The 15,676-nt window shown below is 37.3% G+C and carries 14 protein-coding genes; 11 read left to right on the forward strand and 3 right to left on the reverse strand.

Annotation, left to right across the window (positions count from 1 at the left end):
• Positions 1-46: 46 nt before the first annotated feature.
• The 4 genes from gmtY (at position 47) to greB (ending at position 5,609) form a co-directional block, all read left to right on the forward strand.
• Positions 47-1,366 (forward strand): gamma-mobile-trio recombinase GmtY, encoded by a 1,320-nt coding sequence (gene gmtY, locus H4J63_RS09230; protein ID WP_039489106.1) that lies wholly within the window; start codon positions 47-49, stop codon positions 1,364-1,366.
• Positions 1,363-4,095 (forward strand): VPA1269 family protein, encoded by a 2,733-nt coding sequence (locus H4J63_RS09235; protein ID WP_039489104.1) that lies wholly within the window; start codon positions 1,363-1,365, stop codon positions 4,093-4,095. Before gmtY ends, H4J63_RS09235 begins: the two co-directional genes overlap by 4 nt.
• A gap of 2 nt (positions 4,096-4,097) precedes the next feature.
• Positions 4,098-4,703 (forward strand): gamma-mobile-trio protein GmtX, encoded by a 606-nt coding sequence (gene gmtX / locus H4J63_RS09240; protein WP_039489168.1) that lies wholly within the window; start codon positions 4,098-4,100, stop codon positions 4,701-4,703.
• 435 nt (positions 4,704-5,138) lie between these two features.
• Complete coding sequence (gene greB, locus H4J63_RS09245) at positions 5,139-5,609, forward strand: transcription elongation factor GreB (RefSeq protein ID WP_039489102.1); 471 nt, start codon at positions 5,139-5,141, stop codon at positions 5,607-5,609.
• 54 nt (positions 5,610-5,663) lie between these two features.
• Here greB and H4J63_RS09250 read toward each other — a convergent pair whose 3' ends face one another.
• The 3 genes from H4J63_RS09250 to H4J63_RS09260 all read right to left on the reverse strand — a co-directional run bounded on the left by H4J63_RS09250 (position 5,664) and on the right by H4J63_RS09260 (position 7,031).
• Complete coding sequence (locus H4J63_RS09250; RefSeq protein ID WP_238719449.1) at positions 5,664-6,119, reverse strand: MerC family mercury resistance protein; 456 nt, start codon at positions 6,117-6,119, stop codon at positions 5,664-5,666.
• Positions 6,120-6,221: 102 nt separating this feature from the next.
• On the reverse strand, positions 6,222-6,599 hold the full coding sequence (locus tag H4J63_RS09255) for a MerR family transcriptional regulator (protein WP_004588890.1): 378 nt from the start codon (positions 6,597-6,599) through the stop codon (positions 6,222-6,224).
• Between the two features lie 42 nt (positions 6,600-6,641).
• On the reverse strand, positions 6,642-7,031 hold the full coding sequence (locus H4J63_RS09260) for a Cd(II)/Pb(II)-responsive transcriptional regulator (protein ID WP_004588889.1): 390 nt from the start codon (positions 7,029-7,031) through the stop codon (positions 6,642-6,644).
• Between the two features lie 77 nt (positions 7,032-7,108).
• On the opposite strand from H4J63_RS09260, the gene H4J63_RS09265 reads away from it, so the two are divergent.
• The 7 genes from H4J63_RS09265 to H4J63_RS09295 all read left to right on the forward strand — a co-directional run bounded on the left by H4J63_RS09265 (position 7,109) and on the right by H4J63_RS09295 (position 15,639).
• Positions 7,109-7,723 carry a cation transporter gene (locus H4J63_RS09265; RefSeq protein WP_004588888.1) on the forward strand — a complete coding sequence of 205 codons (615 nt, stop codon included), beginning with the start codon at positions 7,109-7,111 and terminating at the stop codon, positions 7,721-7,723.
• Between the two features lie 55 nt (positions 7,724-7,778).
• Positions 7,779-8,510: a transglutaminase family protein gene (locus tag H4J63_RS09270; protein WP_004588887.1), complete on the forward strand. Its 732-nt coding sequence runs from the start codon at positions 7,779-7,781 to the stop codon at positions 8,508-8,510.
• Entirely contained in the window at positions 8,497-9,399 is a 903-nt protein-coding gene (locus H4J63_RS09275; RefSeq protein WP_004588886.1) for a cation diffusion facilitator family transporter, read from the forward strand. The genes H4J63_RS09270 and H4J63_RS09275 overlap by 14 nt, the downstream gene beginning before the upstream one ends.
• Before the next feature lie 55 nt (positions 9,400-9,454).
• Positions 9,455-9,805: a hypothetical protein gene (locus tag H4J63_RS09280; protein WP_004588885.1), complete on the forward strand. Its 351-nt coding sequence runs from the start codon at positions 9,455-9,457 to the stop codon at positions 9,803-9,805.
• Positions 9,806-9,888: 83 nt separating this feature from the next.
• A complete protein-coding gene (locus tag H4J63_RS09285) occupies positions 9,889-11,106 on the forward strand; it encodes a TolC family protein (RefSeq protein WP_008468875.1) in 1,218 nt (405 codons plus the stop codon).
• A gap of 64 nt (positions 11,107-11,170) precedes the next feature.
• Positions 11,171-12,427: an efflux RND transporter periplasmic adaptor subunit gene (locus H4J63_RS09290; protein WP_002962258.1), complete on the forward strand. Its 1,257-nt coding sequence runs from the start codon at positions 11,171-11,173 to the stop codon at positions 12,425-12,427.
• 11 nt (positions 12,428-12,438) lie between these two features.
• Positions 12,439-15,639 (forward strand): efflux RND transporter permease subunit, encoded by a 3,201-nt coding sequence (locus tag H4J63_RS09295; protein WP_004588883.1) that lies wholly within the window; start codon positions 12,439-12,441, stop codon positions 15,637-15,639.
• Positions 15,640-15,676: the final 37 nt, after the last annotated feature.

A 15,676-nucleotide genomic window follows, 5' to 3' on the forward strand; every position in this document is an offset into this window, starting at 1 on the left:
AAGAGTTAGTATTAAGGAAAAGTAAATATACTATATAATAAAAAGTATGGCATACATCCAAAAAATAAACGTAAAGTATCATGATAAAGAGGCTGGTAGTATTTGTGAGTTACCAGCTCTTTATACAGAGAAAGGTGTCGTGATATCACATATAAGATATCTTGCTTGGTACAGCTCTAAAAGTGAGTCATGGAAAGAGCGCTCTATATTTTCTTTAAAGCTCCTACTCACATATATTGATGTCGTACCAAACTTTGAAAACTCAACTTTATTATTAAAAGGTTTTACTAAAGCACTATTAGTAGGAACAATCGATTACGATAAAATGGATGACGAACTTGGATTGTATTGGAAGGCAAGAAAGCCTAGAGATGCAAATAATATATTATTTCATATAACGCATTACTCTGATTTTTTAGCTTTACAGGAAGGGTTTGACTCATCAAGGATAAACCCCTTCAGAAAAGCAACCAGTTATGAAGAGAGATTAAATTGGTGTGCATATTATCATAAGCACGCAAATGTGTTCCTAAATCATTTATCTAATCAAAATGACGCTGCCTTTAATGCGAAGAGAGTAAGATTCATTGATCGGTTATTAGAGCCTAAAATAAATAATGAAAAAGCGATGAAATTCCCCGATGAGCACTTTGAAAAGCTTCTTTATATTGGAATGGTAAAAGGCTCAACACCAGACTATAAATCTCAAGCTATGACCATGTTATTAAATTATGGTGGATTACGTAAAAGTGAGCTATTTCACCTTTATGTTTCAGATATAACTTTACACCCAATATATCGAGATGAAGCATTAGTTAGGGTCTATCATCCAGAAATAGGCCGCTCACCTGACAGTAGTTTTGCAAATAGGCGAGAATACTTACTCGAAAGCACTTTCTATAAACCAAGAAATACATACCGATTATCAGAAAGACTATATGCGGGTTGGAAGTCACCTTTACTCACAAATAAAGACGGCTATTTTGAAGTGATATTTAACCCGCCTGAAAAAGCAAAAGAATTTTTAATATCTTGGGTTAACTATCTTAAATATCAACGGGTAGAGCCGGCAAAAACAGACACTCACCCATTTGCATTTACCAACTCCACAGGAGCGCCTGAAACGATAAAAAACTTTCAGCGAATTCATAAAAGAGCAGTAAAAAAAATTGGGTTGGAAGTTCAAAAAGAGCTTGGAACTACAGAGCATGGACACAGGCATGCATATGGTTATCGCGCACGACAACTTGGTTTAAGCCAAGTTGAAATTCAAAAAGCAATGCATCATAAGAGCTCTCTATCCTGCTTGGTATATATACAACCAACCTCAGAAGATATTCGTAGTAAGATGAGAGAGATTAAATGAGCAAACTTAAAGGTGACTCGAGCCTTCCATTAAATATACCTGTATCAATAAAAACATTGGGTGAATACAAAGCAATATGCAAAAAAAACGGTATTACTAACTCAAGATTACATTTAGAAAATTACAAAAGCATACCAGGCCTAATTGCACATCCAGAGAGGGTTTTTAAGGATGAGTGGGTGAGCTATAAAGATACATTTGATGTCCCTGATTTTTATTCCTATAAAAAGTTAAAGAGTATTATTAAGCCATTAGCTCTCAAATCACAAAAGGAATACAGGGCATTTGTTAAAAAGCAAGATGACCCTCAAATACCAAATGACCCACAGGGGGTATGGGAAAGTGAATGGGAAAATTGGTTTAAATTTTTAGGTAAAAAAGAGCCTTACAATTTAAAATTTATTGCAAAACCATATATAGCTTGGGCTGTAAAAATAGAAGAATTTATGACCCAAGCATTAGGCGGAGGTTCTAAAAACTCTTTGCTTTGTCGATTCGTTCGAATTTATATAGAAAAACACGATAAAAGCTTAACTCCAGAAGCATTTCTTACAAAGCAAAAGGTTAATATTAGACCCTTAAAGCAAGAATTAGAAAAGTTGAATACCGATAATATGCGGCGTAACTTGATAATTGCAGTGAATGAATTTTTAGACTTTGTAATTACCAACGATCTAACTAGTGAAGATGAGGAGACTGGAGAGATCATTCGTGTAATGGATGCTAGAAATCCTTTATCGCTGCTATCAAATTCAGCAAGTGTGATGTCTCCGCAACGCGCTGAGTCAACTAAACCTTGCTTGCAGTATTACTTTGTTAAAAAGGCCCAAGAGTGGATAATTCCAGCTAATGCAAAAACTTTTAAAGACCTAAAGCATTTGCAAAAATTTGATGCTGATTGGCTGAAAGTATCATCGAAGGAAGTAGATCGAAGTGACCCTGATTGCGTGATAAAAAAGATTGGAGATCAGCTTTATATGTGGTCTCCAATAAATTGGTTGCATACGTTCACTTTAACAAAAGTTCCATTGCGGGGTCGTCAGATTGCATATAATGATTCAGGTGAAGCAGATGATGTAATAGCTAATGTTGATCAAAATGGAAAAATAATTTGGGAAAAAAATAAATCTATTTTTTCGGGGTTAACAAAAAACCAAGCGTTTATTAAAAGAATGCCTGACGAAAACGCAGGGATGTTTATCACTACAAACAAAACAAGTAATAATGGTCAAGGTTATTCAATACCTTGGATACCTGAAGACCTTATTTATTGGTTAGTAAAACTTCGTAAGTGGCAGCAAAAATATAATCCTATAGATAACCCTACGAACTGGTCTAGTTGTAAAAGAACAAATTTAAATGAGTTGCAACTTAAGGCTAAAGGAATAAATTGTTTTTTATTTAGGGCGTATCAGGATATTGAGCCACAAAGTGTTGGTAATTCCCTAACACCAAGGTTAGCTGCCGCACTTTATAATGTTCAACCATCAAATTTAGAGCTTGCAACGCTATCAGGGAAGGAAGCAACGTTAAATCAGTATAAGTCTAAGTATACCCCTCACTCAATGCGTGTGAGCCTTATAACGGCTTATATAATGGAAATGGGGATGCCTATTGAAATAGTTATGAAAGTTGTGGGGCACTCATCAATTGTAATGTCTATTTATTACTGCAAAATTACGCAAGGCGATATTAGAAAGCGATTAGAGCAGGGCGAGAAAGAAGCATTAAAAACGAGGGTTGACGCTACTCAGAGTTTAATTGAACAAAATAAAATAGAGAAAGTAAAAAATGAATTGGTATCAAATAATGAAGAGTTACTAAATTCATTAACAAACTCTATTCCAGCAGGGAACTTCATTTTCAGGGATTATGGTATCTGCCCATATGCCGCAACTCGCTGTGAAGATGGCGGAGAACTTAATGGTAGTGGTACATCATTACGTGTACCGGCTCCATCTGGTTATCTAGGGACGCAAAATTGTCTTCGCTGTCGTCATTTTATTACAGGCCCCGCATTTATTGGTGGGTTGCTATCCATCACTAACGAAATATTATTTCACTCTAACACCCAGTCATCTCAATGCACAAAGTTACAAAGTAAAATTACTATGCTTGAGAAAAGTTTAGACGAATTAGATCGCCGAGAATACGTAGCTAATTTAAAAAATGAAAAAATTGACTTATCAGAGCGTAAAATTCTTGAGTTAAAAATAAGAAAAACTGAGTCAGAATATGAAAGTGCAGCAAAAAAAATGGATATGCTCTTATGTGACTTACAGTCGTCCTACAAGCTAATTAAAATGACACAATCAATAGCTAATCAAAAAGACAGCTTGTCCCTCGTTAAAATGAGTGATTCAGAAATAGAAATATCTTTAGAAGAGACATCTTCATTTGAGCAACTTCAAGAGGTTTGTGAGAATGCAACGATTTATGAGTCGGCCAATGCATCGCATGCCATAATTCCAAGATCTCAACAGTTGGATAAAATGGCTGTATTCAATGAAATATCTCCCGGCTTATTCTTACTCACAGAAGAGCAACAATTGCACGCTGGAAATCAATTAGCGCGCCTTTTAAAGTCTCGTTTAAAAACATGGTCAAAAGTTAGTCGTGTAATTAATTGTGATATTAAGCTCTCCGACCTTCTTGGTGATGAACAGATTTCAAAGTCTGAAATCGAATTTATTAATAAAAATAATACGTTAATTAATAGTGAGTTATGAGTATGTCACCTGAAGATCTACTAACTGAATTACAAAAAGGTTGCTCTACTAAGATTAGTGAAACCCTCGAAGCAATCTATAGGGTTTGTATGGAGCAAAGAAAAAGAGGTGTTGATGACTATTCTATTTCTACAATATCAAAGTTAGGCACTCAACGAGGGGTTCCAAAAGCACAAAGTATTCGTAATAAATCGGGTGAAAAGTATAGAGCACTTATTGCATCATTTGCAGAGAACAGCCCAGTAAAAGATCTTGGTAAGCAAAAGCATCAAGGGTTAGACTGGATAGATGAAATAAACAATCCAAAGCATCGATTACTAGCAAAAATTCAAGCTTCCGAGCTAATTGCGACTCGAAAAAAGCTACAAGAAATTATTCCACCAAACCTTCAAATTGATATTTATGACTACAAGTCTACTGGGCTTGGTTCTGAGCATAAACTATCGAATCAAGAGCGCAGAGCATTAGAATATTTATTATCAAATAGCTTTCAAAGCAAATGGAAATTAACGCCAACGGATTATGGGGAGCTTATTGATGAAAATAAGCATGCTGTTTTTAAAGCGGCTACCCTTGACGCTATAAAAAAAGCTTTAGATTTTTTATAGCCGTAATATCTATAACACACGCTAAAATTTAATTTGCTGTCTGGTTATTATAATCTTTGTAGTTTCAATAAAGGAAAGCTTCATTTGGATAGAAAAATTAAAAGACCCTATAGTTAGGCTTCAAGATAACATTTTCTACTCTCAAGCATTAGCAGCTGAAAAACTAGCAAAGGAGATATAGTACCGATTGGTCCAGTCATAGAATTTTATGAAGGTGGGTAGTCTTCGTCACCAAACTCAAAATAGACTGACTTAGAAGTAGAAGATCTTGAATACCTCATATCTAAAGAGTTTATGCGCCGAGCAGGTTTGGAAGTGGGGCCAAACGGTAGTATATTATCAAGTAATGATAAAGATAACTTTCTCCCGGTTGCAACTTTAGATGCTGTTAAAAAAGCATTGCAGTATTTGTAATATTGGGATGGGGCAAACTAATTGTATACCAATCTAATAACGCGTGAAGGATTAGACAAGCTAAATAAAGAGCTTAATTACCTTTGGCGCGACTACAGACCTGAAATAACAAAAAAAGTAGCTTGGGCTGCTAGCCTTGGCGATCGTTCAGATAATGCCGATTATAAAGAAAATAAAAGATTACTTAGACAGATAGATTCTCGAATTAGGTTCCTTAGAAAGCGCATCGAAGCAGTCAAAGTTATTGACTACTCTCCTCAACAAGTCGGCAAGGTTTTCTTTGGGGCATGGGTAGAGGTTGAAAATGATAATGGTGAAACAAAAGCTTTTCGCATAGTTGGCCCTGATGAGATCTATGGTCGTAACGATTACATTTCTATTGACTCTCCTATGGCCAGAGCGATGCTAAAAAAGGAAGTTGATGATGATTTTCAAGTTAAAACGCCAGTAGGGATAAAAGAGTGGTTTATTAACAAAATTGAGTATAAGTAAAGAGCTAGTACAGCTTATGCAACAACTAATTTGAAAAACTCCGAAAGAGAGTATTTATATTTCAGCCTTCTGAGCTTTAGTCATCAAAATCTCTTTTGGTATAAAGACGGTTAGTCTGCTTAGAGCGAAAAGCAGACATTGACCGTTAATCGTTTCAACGACGGCAATTAGCCATACGTTGCATGTTTGCTCCCTTACTGGTTTTACGATATCCAAAACCGACATAACGACCATTAAGCAAATACCAAAGTAAAATAGGTATGTGCTCCAATCATATAGCCAAAGAGGATAAAGCGTTAATAGCACTGCTACAGGCCCTAGAATGCTGAAGACAGCTCTGGTATGGTTTTTATTTTTGTGCCAGTTGTATAAGTTTACCAATAGTTCCAAAGATGCAAAAATAGGTAAAAGCGTATTTACAGCTATTCCTTCGAAGTGAGAGAAGAAGCCTAGTCCTAATGCCGATGCAAGTGACCTTAATGCAGGGAGGCAGGCCGTGCCGCTAGCCAAACGCCACTAGAGCCTACTCTGTCTAATATTTTATTTATCATTTGAAAGTCTATTGGTTGATATTACCATCATTCTAAACTCCGTATACAAGTACGGAGTCAATCATTTTAATGAGTCAATTATGGGGCAATGTGTTGGATCTTCGTTTTGCATACAGGTATTTGTCATACCCACAATTACTTTCTCTAAACGTTGAAGGTCATTAATTTTGTCTCGAATGATTGCTAACTTTTGTCGGTTTAATAGCTCAACTTGAGCGCAGTTGCTGTCCATAGACATTAGCGATTTTATTTCTCTTAACGTAAAGCCGAGCGCTTTGGCTTTTGTGATAAACCTAAGTTGTCCTGCTATTGATTCGTCATATTGTCTATAACCAGATATTGGTTTTTCAGGTTGTGTAATCAGTCCTTCTCGTTCATAAAAACGAATGGTTTCTACATTTAAATTTAATGATTGTGCTAATTTGCCAATGGTTTTCATTATTGCCTTTGTGAATACTACTAATCTAAAGTTATATTTAGTTCAACTATCTAATGACTTGATAATGCCACAGACTTCAATTGTACCGTCAGACCCGCAAGAGCTTGCCATTAGTTTTAACTCTTTTTTGAGTGCATTCAATTCCTTCATTCGTTGATTAACTAAAGTTAGTTGCCGATCAATTAATGCATTTACACTAGAGCAACTCTCCTCTGGCTTGTTTTTTAATTCAATGAGTCGCTTAATATCATTAAGCGGAATATCTAAACTTCGACAATGCTTTACGAACTCTAGCTCTTTAAATGCCTTATTAGAATACAACCTGAAATTCCCTTCAGTGCGATCAGGATCTGACAGCAAGCCCTCCTTTTCATAATATCGGATGGTTTGTACTGAATACCCCGATGTTTTCGATAACTCACCAATTTTCATAAAATTTCCAAATAAACTTGACCCTATAGTCACTATAGGATTTATAGTTAGAGCATACAAGTTAATCGGAGATGAAAATGAGCGATTGTGGGTGTGAAGTTGAGCTAAAAGATAACCAGCAAAAAACGGTGCTTTATTGGCTTCTGGCTATCAATGCCTCGATGTTTGTTTTTGAAATTGGCTTTGGTTGGTTATCAGAATCAACGGCTTTAATTGCAGATTCGTTAGACATGCTAGCGGATGCAATCGTCTATGCAATTGCACTATACGCGGTGGGAAAGTCAATCCAACATAAGGCTAATGCTGCTTTAGTGAGTGGCTATTTCCAACTGGGGTTAGGCGTGCTAATTCTAATGGATATTGCTAGAAGGCTGTATGGTGAAAGTGAGCCTCACTCTTGGTTTATGATTGGCGTAGGCATGGTTGCTTTAGTTGCAAATGTGATTTGTCTCATCCTTATTCGAAAGCACAACAACGATGAAGTACATATGAGAGCTAGCTGGATATTTTCAGCGAATGATGTAATTGCAAATCTTGGTGTCGTTATCGCAGGCATACTCGTTATGGTGCTGAAACAGCGTTGGCCTGATATCGTCATTGGTAGCATCATTTCAATGTTAATTCTTCGAGGCGCTTACCGAATACTAAGCGATGCTAAACAAGAATTAGCTGTTGCTGAGAAAACACGTTAAACACCAAATGAAGATAAACAATCAACCTTTGGTTGTTCAAAGTAAGGAAACATCAATGAATAGCAAATATCTAGAAAAAACCAAGATAGTAAATTTTGAACACTCTACAATTCAATCATTAATTTCTGAGCGTAATTGGCAAGAACTCGATGACTTCAACAAAATTGGTGCAGCCTACCAATTTGTTAAAGATGAAATATTATTTGGTTACAATGAGAGTGATGATATTTCAGCAAGCAGTGTTTTAGCCGATGGTTACGGACAATGCAATACCAAGGGTAACTTGCTGATGGCTTTGTTACGAGGATTAGGTATTCAATGTCGTTTTCACGGCTTTACTATTGAGCAGCGATTACAAAAAGGAGCTATTCCAACTTATGTATTTTGGTTAGCACCTAAATATATCATTCATAGTTGGATTGAAGTTTATTTCAAGGATCGTTGGATAAACTTAGAAGGCTTTATATTAGATGAACAATATTTAAGTTCACTACAGCACAAATTTAGTCAAATAAAAAACGAATTTTGTGGTTATGGTGTTGCAACAAAGTGTTTCTCTTCGCCAGATACAGATTGGCGTGGTCAAGATACCTATATACAAAAAGAAGGTATTCATGATGATTTTGGTGTTTATAATTCCCCTGATGAGTTTTATCTCGAAAAAGGAACTAACTTATCAGGAATCAAACGTTGGATGTATCAACGAGTGATCCGTCACTTTATCAATTTTAACGTAGTCAATGTAAGAAATTTAAAAGTTCTTGAGGTGGAAAATGCACAATCATAGCCATAGCCATTCGCATGGAAAAGACGACCGTATAGGTTGGACATTTTTCCTTAATGTTTCATTTACTATTATCGAATTTATTGGTGGTTGGCTAACCAACAGTACCGCTATTATGGCTGATGCTGTACATGACCTGGGTGACAGTTTATCTATAGGATTCGCTTGGATACTGAGTCGTTTCTCGGATAAAGAAGCATCCGATAGATTTAGCTATGGCTATCGTCGTCTTACCCTGTTTGGCGCATTAATTAACAGTATTGTATTAGTTATTGGTTCTGTCTGGGTGCTATTTGAAGCAATACCAAGATTATCTAATCCTGAAATGCCAATGGCTGAAGGAATGTTGGGTCTTGCATTACTTGGGGTTGCTGTTAATGGGTATGCAGTATTTAAACTAAAAGCGGGTAAAACGCTGAACGAAAAAGTACTTACGTGGCATTTGCTTGAAGACGTACTTGGCTGGGTTGCAGTCCTAATTGTTTCTATCGTGCTGCTTTTTGTAGATCTACCAATATTAGATCCTTTGCTTTCTATAGGCTTTACACTGTTTATATTGTTTAACGTTTTGAAAAACCTGAAAACAACATTGGCACTATTTCTTCAAGCTACACCTGATGAAGAAGTGCAGAATAATATTGAAAAAGCGATAAAGGCTATACCTGAAATTAATGGGATTCATCATATGCACTTTTGGTCATTAGACGGGGAAAGTCACGTATTAACTGCTCACCTAGAGTTAGCCCATAACTTTGAGGTTGATAAATTAATTAGGCTAAAACAACAAGTGGCTAAGGAACTTTCTTCTTATAATTTATCTCATACAACCATTGAGTTTGAGTTTCCTCAAGAAACTTGCCGTGACGAGCATGAAAAACATGCGCATGGCTAGTTTAGAAAACCTTTTTTTGATATTATAATTTTTCATATTTAAGTAGGTGTTTATTTTGAAATTCAATGTTGCGTTAAAAATACTATTAGTCGTTTCGATTGTTTTGCAATCGTTAACTGCTGTTGTATCCGCAACACCTGAGAATCACCAAATAGATATAGAGCACCTTCAAATTCAACATGATCATGCAGATGATCGAAATGTCTCAAATGATAATGTAGGTGATGAGCAGCATAATGAAAAAGATTGTCATCACTGCGGACATTGCAGTGGCAGCCACTTATCTTGGATTTTAGTCAGTAATTCAAATACCACGGGCAAACTAAACATTATCAATAAAACGCCTTATCAAATTGATCAAACAAGTACCTTTCTTGAAGCGATACTTCGTCCGCCTATTTCTTAATTAGATTAATTTTTAATGACCTATTTATCCTTTAATAATGGATAAAGGTTTCGTGTTTATTAATTTTAAAATTAAGAATTTTTATGTATATATATTTAAAAAATGCAGGTTTAGTCCTGTCTTTATGTATGGCTGTGAGTTTTTCAGTTGCCACTTATGCCAAACAGAAAAGTATTTCATGGCTAGATAGTCAAATAAATAAAGATCCCGAAGTTGTTGCGGCTAAAGAGTTACTTAATGCAAGTAATCATAGAGCCAAGAGCTTAACTAAAGCCGTATATAACCCAGAGCTTGAAGCAAGCTATGAAAAAGAGGGTGATTTTGATAATTATTCTATTGGTATCAGTCAAACGATTGATTTTTGGGATAAGCAATCAGCAAATAAAAGCATTGGTGAAATTGGTGTTTATGCAAACCAGCAACAATTGTTATCTCTACTCGATTCTAAAAAGGCTAACGCTTTAACTGCAATAGTTAATTGGCAAGCAGCAAAAAAGGTGGCTCAGTTACTTTCAGTAAGAGAAAATCAATTACAAACGCTCGTTGGAATTATTGAAGATAAGCGAAAAGCAGGACTTTTAGAGCCACTTGACGCTGAACTGGTTTATTTAAACTTGTCCCAAGTTTTCAGTGAAATATCTGAGTCGCAAATTGCTTTGAAAAATGCAGAGGTAAATGTTCAGGAGTTATTGCCTGATTGGACGCCTAATACTACCAATTTGTTTTCATTTACTTTTGGAGCAACAAACTATTCATTTAACTCTCAGTGGGTTGAGGAACATCCAAAAGTTAAACTCGCTAGAGCGCAATGGAAGATAAAACAATCTAAAGCTCAACTAACCACTATGGAATCTAAAGCCAATCCAACCATTGGAGTTAACGCAGGGAAAAGTGGAGATGAAGACTTGATTGGCGTGACTTTCTCAATGCCTTTAAATATCAGAAATAACTATTCAGATACTGTTAAAGCCGCTTATTCAGAAGCAATTGCAGCAGAGGCTAACTTTCGGTCGGTTTATCGAAAGCAGTCATTTGAAGCAAAAGCTAATTATGAATCGCTTATTGTCAGTAAAAAATATTATGAGCAATGGCAAAAACTGACAAAAGGCAGATTAGATAGCAGCGAAAACTTATTAAATAAGCGCTGGGAAGCTGGTGACATTAATACTTCTGACTACTTACTTGCATTAAATCAACGTGCGGAAGGGCTTCATGCAGGAATACGTTTGGAAAATCAATTCAAGCTTGCAGAAATATCCTTCATTTTAAGTATGGGTCAGTTATCCAAATTTGAGATTTGAGCGCTTTGTTTTTTCAGTAGCGAAAAACGAAATCTTAAATTTATTAAAAATATAGGTTACAAAAATGAATACAGTAATTAGTAAAAAATTTTTAGCCGTAGTAATTAGCTGCCTGTTAGTTGGGTTTACTACAAATCATGATGCTTTTGCACAGTCGTCAGATGGAACTGGTTCTGTCACAAACGTTTCGAAACAAGAAGAAAAAGAACATCAAGATGAGCATGAACACGAAAAGGGACATGAAGAAGATAAAGGTGACCATGACGAGCACGGCCATGAAGGTGGTAATAAAGAGGGAGAAGAAGGACATGAAGAAGGTATCACTATTGATCCAAAGAAGATGTCGCTTGCTAACATTAAAGTGGAAAGTGTTAAGCCTGAATATCAATTTAGCTCCGTATATGCACCTGGCGAAATAAAAGCTAATGGCTATAAAAGTTATGTGGTATCACCACGTACAGAGTCAGTCATTATCAGTCGCCATGCAGCGCTTGGCGAGTATGTAGAAATAGGTCAGAAGTTAGTTACATTATTTAGTGAAGCAATGGCACAAGCACAAGCTGACTATTTAATCGCTTCAACCGAATGGCAACGTGTAAAAAAGCTGGGTAATAAGACGGTGAGTGAAAGTCGATTATTACAAGCTGAAACAACATACAATGCGAGCTATGGCAAGCTCATTGCTTTAGGGTTAACTGAAAAAGCAATAAATGGTATTTCTAACAAAGACATTAAAGCATTTGGACAATATGCATTAACGGCGCACCGTGAAGGTGTCGTGCTTCAAGACGACTTTATCCAAGGGCAACGTGTTGATGCTGGGGATTCAGTCATGTTGTTAGCTGATGAAAAACAACTATGGGTTGAAGCAAAAGTTTCTCCAAATAAAAAGCTAAATTTATCAATTGATTCTCCTGCGGTACTTAAATTAGAAGGCCAGAGTTACAATGCCAAAGTTATCCAAGAAGCCCATACAATTGATCCCGTAACTCGTACAAGAATTATTAGATTGGGGGTACAGAATGCTGATGATAACCTTCATTCAGGTATGTTTGTAAAAGTTTACTTTCAGTTTGCCACAAAGCAGAAAGTGATGGCTGTGCCAGAAGAAGCATTGATCCGCAGCGCAGATGGTGATTGGACCGTATTTGTCGAAGACCACCCTGGAGAATTTAAAGCTGTAGAAGTAGAACTAGGCCGAGCCTTAGGTGATTTTAGGGAAATCATTGGCCTTGATAGTGGGACGCGAATTGTAACCAAAGGCGCATTTTTTGTTGCTTCTGAAATCGCTAAAGGCGGATTTGATCCGCATAACCACTAAGGAGCAAGACTATGTTTAATAAAATAATAGATTGGTCTGTTAATAATAGACTCCTGATTTTGATTGCGCTGTTTGCCACAATTGTCGGCGCAATTATGGTTATACCAAAACTAAATTTAGATGCCTTTCCTGATGTTACTAATGTTCAAGTTGCTGTAAATACTGAAGCGCCAGGACTAGCTGCTGAAGAAGTTGAACAACTCATTACGTACCCCATTGAAGCGGTCATGTATGCCTTACCTGATGTAGAACAAGTGCGCTCAATTTCTAAAACAGGCTTGTCTGGCGTCACGGTTGTTTTCAAAGAAGGCACCGACATTTACTTTGCAAGACAACTTGTATTTGAGCGTCTTCAAGCCGCAAAAGAACTGATACCAGAAGGTGTCGGCACACCCGAAATGGGGCCAAACACCTCAGGGCTAGGCCAAGTATTTCAGTACCTTCTTATTTCAGATAAAGATGCAGGCTATGATGCTATGGCACTCAGGAGTCTCAATGATTGGGTAGTAAAATTACTCGTTATGCCTGTCGATGGTGTTACTGATGTACTCTCCTTTGGAGGTATTGTTAGGCAGTACCAAGTAAATGTAGATCCATCTAAGCTTCTTTCTTATAACCTAACGCAAGAAGACGTTGTTGGTGCCCTAGATAACAACAATGCCAATGTTGGCGGATGGTATATGAACCGTGGGCAAGAGCAGCTTGTTATTAGAGGTGCAGGTTGGTTTGAAAGTGGTGACGCTGGTATTAGTAATATCAAACAAGTTCCCGTCAAAACAGTTGATGGGACAGTTGTGACGGTTTCGGATATTGCTAAAGTTGAAATGGGCAGTGAAATTCGTCAAGGTGCTGTCACAATGACGCGCAAAACCGAAGACGGTAAAGTCGAAAATTTAGGTGAAGTTGTCTCTGGCATTGTCTTAAAACGCATGGGGTCTAATACTAAAGCCACCATTGATGGTATCAATGCAAGAATCCCATTGATTAATCAAGCATTGCCTAAAGGTGTTCGCTTTGAACCATTTTATGATCAGGCTGATTTGATTGAAAAAGCCGTTGATACAGTAGTTGATGCACTATTACTAGCATTTATTTTCATCTGTATTGTATTAGCACTATTTTTAATGAATATACGTGCAACCTTCCTTGTCCTAATATCTATTCCAATTTCAATTGGTATCGCGTTAATGATCATGGCTTGGTGGGGCATTTCTGCAAACCTTATGTCATTGGGTGGCATTGCCGTAGCCATTGGTATGCTAGTTGATGGTTCAGTCGTGATGGTTGAAAACATGTTTAAGCATTTAAATAGACCAGACTCTACCCATTTAAAAACTGTAAAAGAAAGAGTGCCTAGTGCTGATACTGATCCACATGATGTAGAACAAGATGAGCATGGTATTAAGTTACGTCTTCAAAATGCGGGTAAAGAAGTGGCTCGTCCCGTATTTTTTGCAGCTTCTATTATTTTAGTCGTATTTACGCCTTTATTTAGCTTTGAAGGTGTTGAGGCAAAGTTATTTCAACCTATGGCAATAAGCATCATTTTAGCTGTTATATCTGCTATTGTGGTTGCGTTGTTTGTTGTACCCGCTTTAGCTACTTATTTATTTAAGTCAGGTGTAAAAGAGAGGGAAAGCTTTGTTCTTAGGCCATTAGACAAACTCTACAGAAAAGGGCTTACATTCGCACTAAAACGCACCAAATTAGTCATTTCAGCCGCACTTATATTAGTTTTCTCTGCCTTTGCATTAGTTCCATTAATTGGTACTGAATTTGTACCTGAGTTAGAAGAAGGGACGATAAACTTAAGAGCAACGCTTGCACCTTCTTCCAGTTTAGATACCGCGCTCACTGTGGCACCAATTCTAGAAGAAAAACTAATGGCTTTCCCTGAAGTAACCTATGCATTAAGCCGAATTGGTCGAGCAGAAATAGGTGGAGACCCAGAGCCTGTGAATAACATCGAAATTTACATAGGGTTGAAGCCTGTTTCTGAGTGGACCAGTGCATCTAATCGATATGAACTTCAAGGAAAAATGGAGAGATCTTTAGAAGAATTCCCTGGGTTGCTACTCAACTTTTCTCAACCTATTGCGACTCGTGTCGATGAGCTACTATCTGGTGTTAAGGCTCAGTTGGCGATAAAGTTGTTTGGGCCTGAACTTGAGGTACTGGCGGCTAAAGGTCAAGAAATAGAAACAGCAATTAAAAACATTGAAGGTGCAAGGGATGTTGCATTGGAGCAAATTGCTGGTGAAGCGCAATTGGTGATAAGTCCTAACAGGCAAGAACTATCACGCTTTGGATTGTCTGTGAGTGACATAATGGAGGTTGTGCGTGATGGTATTGGTGGTGTTGAAGCCGGACAAATAATCAATGGTAATGAACGTTATGATATTTACGTTCGCATAGAGGAAGAGTACCGAAGTAACAAAGAAGCTATTGCTGATATTCGGCTTCAATCACCTACTGGTGCTTGGGTGCGGCTGGGTGACGTAGCCTCAGTCTCATTTGAGTCAGGCCCACCACAAGTTAGACGCGATGATGTACAACGAAGAGTCGTTATCCAAGCAAATGTACAAAATCGAGATATGGGAAGCGTGGTTGCCGATATCAGAACGGTAATTGCTGAAAAGGTTGACTTACCTTCAGGTTATTCTGTTTCGATTGGCGGCCAGTTCGAAAGTCAAAAACGTGCTCAAAATAGGTTAGCTATAGTTGTACCTTTATCGTTAGCACTAATCGCACTACTACTTTACTTTGCCTTTGGTTCTGTTGGTCAAGCTATGCTGATATTGGTCAACGTGCCGCTTGCTGTAATTGGCGGAGTTTTCTCCTTATATTTATCTGGACAATACTTGTCTGTACCAAGCTCCGTTGGCTTTATTACCTTATTTGGTGTAGCGGTATTGAATGGGGTCGTTATGGTAGAAAGTATCAACCAACGTATTAAAGACGGTCTAGAAGCATCTAAAGCCGTTTTTGAAGGCGCTACTTCAAGATTAAGACCTGTACTTATGACTGCTATAACATCAGCTTTAGGTTTGATACCGATGTTAATGTCTAATGGTGTTGGTGCAGAAATACAGCGCCCATTAGCGAGTGTTATTGTTGGCGGCTTGGTAACTGCAACACTGTTAACATTATTTGTTTTACCTGTTTTATATCGCTGGTTTTCAGAGAAAAAAATAAAAGAGCTATCCAGATAAAATTACTGTGAACTCTAACCCCACGCTAAAGTCACGT

The sequence above is a fragment of the Pseudoalteromonas sp. 5Ae-yellow genome, from assembly GCF_014077565.1.
Taxonomy (GTDB): domain Bacteria; phylum Pseudomonadota; class Gammaproteobacteria; order Enterobacterales; family Alteromonadaceae; genus Pseudoalteromonas.

Bases quoted from the DNA above. Each gene is read 5' to 3' on its own strand.
- gmtY (WP_039489106.1), top strand. From the start codon at position 47: ATGGCATACATCCAAAAAATAAACGTAAAGTATCATGATAAAGAGGCT.
- H4J63_RS09235 (WP_039489104.1), top strand. From the start codon at position 1,363: ATGAGCAAACTTAAAGGTGACTCGAGCCTTCCATTAAATATACCTGTA.
- gmtX (WP_039489168.1), top strand. From the start codon at position 4,098: ATGTCACCTGAAGATCTACTAACTGAATTACAAAAAGGTTGCTCTACT.
- H4J63_RS09255 (WP_004588890.1), bottom strand. From the start codon at position 6,599: ATGAAAACCATTGGCAAATTAGCACAATCATTAAATTTAAATGTAGAA.
- H4J63_RS09260 (WP_004588889.1), bottom strand. From the start codon at position 7,031: ATGAAAATTGGTGAGTTATCGAAAACATCGGGGTATTCAGTACAAACC.
- H4J63_RS09265 (WP_004588888.1), top strand. From the start codon at position 7,109: ATGAGCGATTGTGGGTGTGAAGTTGAGCTAAAAGATAACCAGCAAAAA.
- H4J63_RS09270 (WP_004588887.1), top strand. From the start codon at position 7,779: ATGAATAGCAAATATCTAGAAAAAACCAAGATAGTAAATTTTGAACAC.
- H4J63_RS09275 (WP_004588886.1), top strand. From the start codon at position 8,497: ATGCACAATCATAGCCATAGCCATTCGCATGGAAAAGACGACCGTATA.
- H4J63_RS09285 (WP_008468875.1), top strand. From the start codon at position 9,889: ATGTATATATATTTAAAAAATGCAGGTTTAGTCCTGTCTTTATGTATG.
- H4J63_RS09290 (WP_002962258.1), top strand. From the start codon at position 11,171: ATGAATACAGTAATTAGTAAAAAATTTTTAGCCGTAGTAATTAGCTGC.
- H4J63_RS09295 (WP_004588883.1), top strand. From the start codon at position 12,439: ATGTTTAATAAAATAATAGATTGGTCTGTTAATAATAGACTCCTGATT.